The 5711-nt window shown below is 25.0% G+C and carries 2 protein-coding genes; both read right to left on the reverse strand.

The window, feature by feature from the left end; genetic code table 11:
• Positions 1–155 precede the first annotated feature (155 nt).
• Complete coding sequence (locus tag CP960_RS13265; RefSeq protein WP_101185945.1) at positions 156–1550, reverse strand: hypothetical protein; 1395 nt, start codon at positions 1548–1550, stop codon at positions 156–158.
• Between the two features lie 9 nt (positions 1551–1559).
• The coding region (locus CP960_RS13270) for a diguanylate cyclase (protein WP_119184494.1) at positions 1560–5711 on the reverse strand (4152 nt) is incomplete at its 5' end.

Here is a 5711-nt window from a genome sequence, read left to right on the forward strand (position 1 = left end):
GGAAGTCAAGCACTTCTGCGCTGATAATACTGCAGGTTTCACTTGTGGAAACGTAGGCCTCTGCCAGCTCTTGAGTCTTTTTAAGCCCTTATCTATTTTAACTTTTTACAGTTATCTTAGTTATGGGCTCTTTTTTTTGCCTTTTTTTTATAGTTTTAATGTCTTAATGCTTCTCTTTTATATTTTCTCCATTTTTTGAAATACTCTTCATTGTTTAAATTATTATCATGACTATAATCAGCTGCAAAATTCATTAAAGCTTGCTCTAAAAAAGTACTATAATCAAGTGCTATCACATTCTTTTCTTTACTTTGAGGTATATCTCCCCATCTATTTTGAAACCACTGGTTCCATTCTTTTGAGCCAGGTATATACATATTCCATATTCCATCTTCAGTGATTTTTTTTACTGGATAGAAAAATGTAATCATATCAGAATCATAAGGTACATAACTTGATGTTCCGTGGCAACTTAAACATGATGAGCTTCGTAGTTTTTTTACTATTTTATCATCTACATTTACATCATATTTTACTGCAATATCAAAAGGACCTGATAGTCTTTTACCATAGCCTAATGTAACTTTTGCATATGCAGGTGCATTTGGATTTATATATGTTTGATTTAATTCTTTAAAGGGGTATTTAGCTGAATTTATTGCTGGATCATTTCCCCAAATTGCACCTAGTGGAACCATTTTTTCCCAAGCAGTTTCTCCTTTTGCATCTTTATCATAAACTAGTGTTGTAAATACCCAACCAGTTTTTGGTGCTGCAATAGAATCTTTTACTATAATATCAAATATAGTAACTCTAGTATTAATAACTCTTGGTTCTTTTGATTTAATTGTTCCATTAATATCAAAAGGTTTTCTATATATTTTCCAAATTGCAGCACCTTTTAATACAGGCCATTGTTCTGGTGTAGCAGATGCCGAAGCTGCTTTTATAATTACTGAACCTTCTTCAAATTGAGCTTCATTATTATTTATATTTGGAATGCACTCTTTTGTTTTTTGATTGCAGTCTTTAAAAATCTTATATAATGTATGTGCTGCTACTTCATCATAGTATATTGCTGCATAATTTCTAACAGGCACTGTTAATCCAAAATCTTTATATACACTTGCTTCTTGTATTTGACCTGTATATGTACCATATATTGCTTCTCTTCCTTCCCAAGAAGTTAAAGGTACACTCTCTCCTGCCCAAAGCATACTATACCAACCTTTTTGACTATTTTTATTCCATTGGCTTTGATTTATAACAAAAGTTTTCATTGATGGGGCAACATACTGTTTTAATGCCATAATATAATCATATGCATTCTTCTTTGTTAATGGTTTATTATTTGTTACTTTAAACCATGGTCTATTTACAGGTTTTTTATATTCACTTGGATAGTTATAATTGAATTTAAATAACTCTTTAGAATATTCACTTTTTGTTGGAATATTACCGTTGTTTACTGCAAAAGGGTTAATATCTTTTGCAAACATAACATTTACTAAAAGTACAGATGTTAGTATTGAAATACCTTTTTTAGTCATTATTTTCCTTTATGATATAATTTGATTTCTACCTTTGTTTTTTGCTAAATATAGTTTTTCATCTGCTAATCTTATTAAATTTTTTGGAGTAATATTTTTGATTTCTTTAGATGAAGCAATACCCATACTTAAAGTGATATAAGAACTAACTTTAGATTTTTCATGTGTGATTTCAAGATTATTAATACTATTTTTAATTTGAGATGCAATTTTCAATGCATTTTTAATAGAAGTATTAGGTAAAATCATCGCAAACTCTTCTCCTCCATATCTTGCAACTAAATCATTAGTTCTTTTTAAATTTTCATTTAAAGTTTTTGCAACATATTTTAAACACTCATCTCCTTGTAAATGACCATAGTAATCGTTATATAGTTTAAAATAATCAATATCACACATAATTAGACACAAATTTTCATCTGTTCTTTGCGCTCTTGCACACTCCTGCTCTAGTGTAATATCAAAAACTCTTCTATTTTTTATTTTTGTAAGTGAGTCCGTAGTTGCTAGCATATCTAGTTTTTCTATTGCTTCTTGAAGCTCTTTTTCTACTTTTTTTCTTTTTTCATTCTCTTTTATAATATCTGTATTTAGTTCTAAAATCTTTTTATTTTGAAGTTGTAATTTTACATTTTGGTTCTCTAATTCATCATTTTTCTTATCTAAATCATGTGTTCTTTCTGCTACTTTTTGTTCAAGATTTTTATACATTAGTGCATTTTCTATGGAGATTGCAATTTGTCCACTTAAATGTTTAAGTAATTCTATTTGTTCTTTTGAAAATATTCCAGTCATTGCATTATTTTCTAAGTAGATTAAACCTTTTATTTTATTATGAAAAATTAATGGCAAACATAAAACTGATTTTACTCCTCTATTTATGGCATCATCTTCTTTTATAAAAATGGAATCATTATTTAAATCATCAATTACAATAGGTTTTTTAGTTCTTAAAACATAGTTTATTATATTATGAACAACATCACTTGATTTTTCAAATTCAATATTTTGCATTACATCAATTGTTGTAGATTTATATGAAGCAGTAGCTTGTATATAATATTTATTGTTGTTCTCTAAAAGTACATTTGCGTATTGTGCACCTGAATTTTCTAAGACTATATGTAATAAATTTTTTAATAAACTTGGTAGTTTTTGTTCTTTTACTATTGCTTCTGCTGCTTTAGTTAAAGTATCAAGATTTATTGATTCAGTAGCTTGCATGTTAATATTTGAAGAGTTCTTAACTGATACACCCCATTGTTTTAATATATCTTGCTCTTCATTTTTTAGTAGCTTTGAAACTCTTTCTTGATTGATTGTTTTATATATATTTGATAATAATCTATTTGCAATAGCTTTTAAATGAGTTTGAGAATAAATTTCTGCTGCTTGAATAGCTTTTTCAAAATATTTAAAAGCTTCATTTATTTTATTTTCAATTCTAAATAGCTCTGCTTTGATTAGATTTTTTCTTACAACAAAATTTTCTGGACACTCTAAACTATATTTCTCAAACTCTAATAGATTTTGATTGATTGTTTTAAGATACCTTTTTTTTAAACCGCTATTTACTTTTTCATATAAATTTGAAAGTATTAAAGATTCATAAAAATAGTGTTCAATACCATGAATTGTACCTTTAGAATTTTCTAAAAATCTTTTACTTTGTAAGTAGTATTCGTGAGCTTGTTTATAATCTTCATGTATAAAAAGAGTAATCATTTTATTTATATAGTAGTAATGTACAAAGTGTAAAGAGTTATAACTTTCTAGTTCTTTAACATACTCATCTTCATTGAAATATTTATTACAAAAAGAGTTTTTGTTAATTGTGTTTGCTTTAAGATTGCAAATTGCTTGTTTAACACTTAAAATTGCACCTAATTGTTCATAAGCTTTTATTCTTCTAAGGGTTTTTTCAAAAATCTCAATTTGATTATTTATATTATCTAAAGATACACCTCTTAAGAACATACTTTGTATAATACCAGCTGCTGCACAGCCACTGTGGAATAAATCTCCTATTAATAAACCTTTATTATATGATTCAAACCATTTTTGTTCAGTTATTGCAGTTGGTAGTACCCATGAAAAAGCAAAATAACCACAAACAAAATTAACTTCAGGATATAAATTAGTATTATTATATTTTTTTATCATATCTAAAGATAGATTTGCATACTTACAACCTAATTTATGATTTTGTTTTATTGCACCTTGAAATATAACGCCAAAAACCATAAAACCAATAACTGCATCTTTAGTATCTCCATGTTTTAAACATAATTTTACTAATTTCATTGATACAAGTACACATAGTTTTGGATCAATTTGATATGCAGCTTTAAGTAATGCAGATAAAAGTTTTATCATAATAATAACTTTTTCATCTTTTGTTTCTGGCAAAGAGAGTAAACTATTTGGATTTTTATTCTTTAATTTATAGTTTAAATACATTGAGTCTTTTGTATATATAACTTTGCTGAAACTTTTAGGTATATTTAAATTAAATAATTCTAAAGCTTTTTTACCTGTTTCATAAGCTTTTTTAAATTCAGAAAAATCAGAATAGAGTTTTATTATTTGTTCGTAAATATAAGCTTTTTCAAGATTTGTATTAGCAACTTTTATTGCATTGTTATAATATTTTAATGCAGTTCTTTTATTTAAAACCATATGTTCACAAATTGCATAATCTTTTAAGATTTCACTATAATTGTCTTTAGATTTAATATCATTAAAAAGATTTAGAGCCTGTTTCATATATTTTTGTGCCATTACAAAATCTGCATTTTCTCTTGCATTTATAGAAGCTTTATGATTAAGTGAAGCTAAATAGTCTTTTTGTTCTTTTGTATTGAAAAGCATTTTTGCATTATTATAATGGTTTATATATGTTAAAAAATCATTATTTCTATTATGTAAATCTAAATTAAGTATAGAGTCCGCGATTTTTTTATGATATAAACTTCTTTCTTTTAAGGCTATTGAATTATATATAACTTGTTGTATTCTATCATGAGAAAATTTATATCTTTCATATTTTAAATTACTAATATTTTTAGTTTTTACAATCCATTCATTTAGTATAGTTTTATTTAGTATTTGTTTAAATATTTTATCATCATTAAAAACTTTTTTCAAAAGTTCTTCATCAAACTTATTTCCAATACATGAAGCTATTTTCAATAGTGTACTTTCATTTTTATCTAATTTATTTATTTTGTTTTCTAGAAGTTGAATAATATTATTACTTGCAGAAACAGTGTTTAATTGATTAAAATCACATTTCCATCTAAACTCATCATAATTAAAATAGATTATATTCTCATCTACTAACTGTTTTAATAGTTGAATAATAAAAAAACAATTTCCTGATGTTTTATTAAAAACTAATTTTGCTATTTCATCGCTATTATCAAGTTTAATATTTGTTTTTAGAATATCTTTTATATGTTCATATTTTAAAGGCTTCAAATGAAAGGTTTTAAGTAAAATATCTTCATTTTCTAATTTCTTTAAAAGTTTATTTAATTTGGAATCTTGTTTTACTTCATCATCTCTATAAGTAATAATTGTAATAGTATTTTCTAATTGATAAAGAGAATTTTCTAACCAATTTCTTGTAACTTCATCACTCCATTGCATATCATCTATAAAAATAAGCAAAGGATTTTTCTTGCTTGCAAATAGTTGTAAATATTTAAACAAATAGTTATCAAATTTTATTTTTGATATATTTTTATTAATTTTTATTTCTTCGCTATTATCATTTAAAATAATTTTCAATTCTGGAATTAATTCAAAAAGTATTTTTACTTCACTATTAAGTTTTTCAATAATATTTTTTTTCCATTGTTCTAAAGTATAAGAGTCTTTTGTTAATAACTGTTTTGAAAGTTCTCTAATTTTTTCATATAATATCTTATATGCAATATTTTGTTTATAATTATCTAGTTTTATTTGAAGTGAATTGGTAGTATCAATATTTGAAAGCTCCAAAGCTCTTTTTACAAGTGATGTTTTTCCTACCCCTGAAACACCTTTTATTATAAGTAGTTTATTTTTAGTATTATTAATTTCATCTTTTAATTCATTTAACTCTTTTTGTCTACCAAATAATTTTTTATTGCTATTGATTAAAAAATTTCTTTGAAA

The organism is Malaciobacter halophilus (assembly GCF_002837275.1).
Taxonomy (GTDB): domain Bacteria; phylum Campylobacterota; class Campylobacteria; order Campylobacterales; family Arcobacteraceae; genus Malaciobacter; species Malaciobacter halophilus.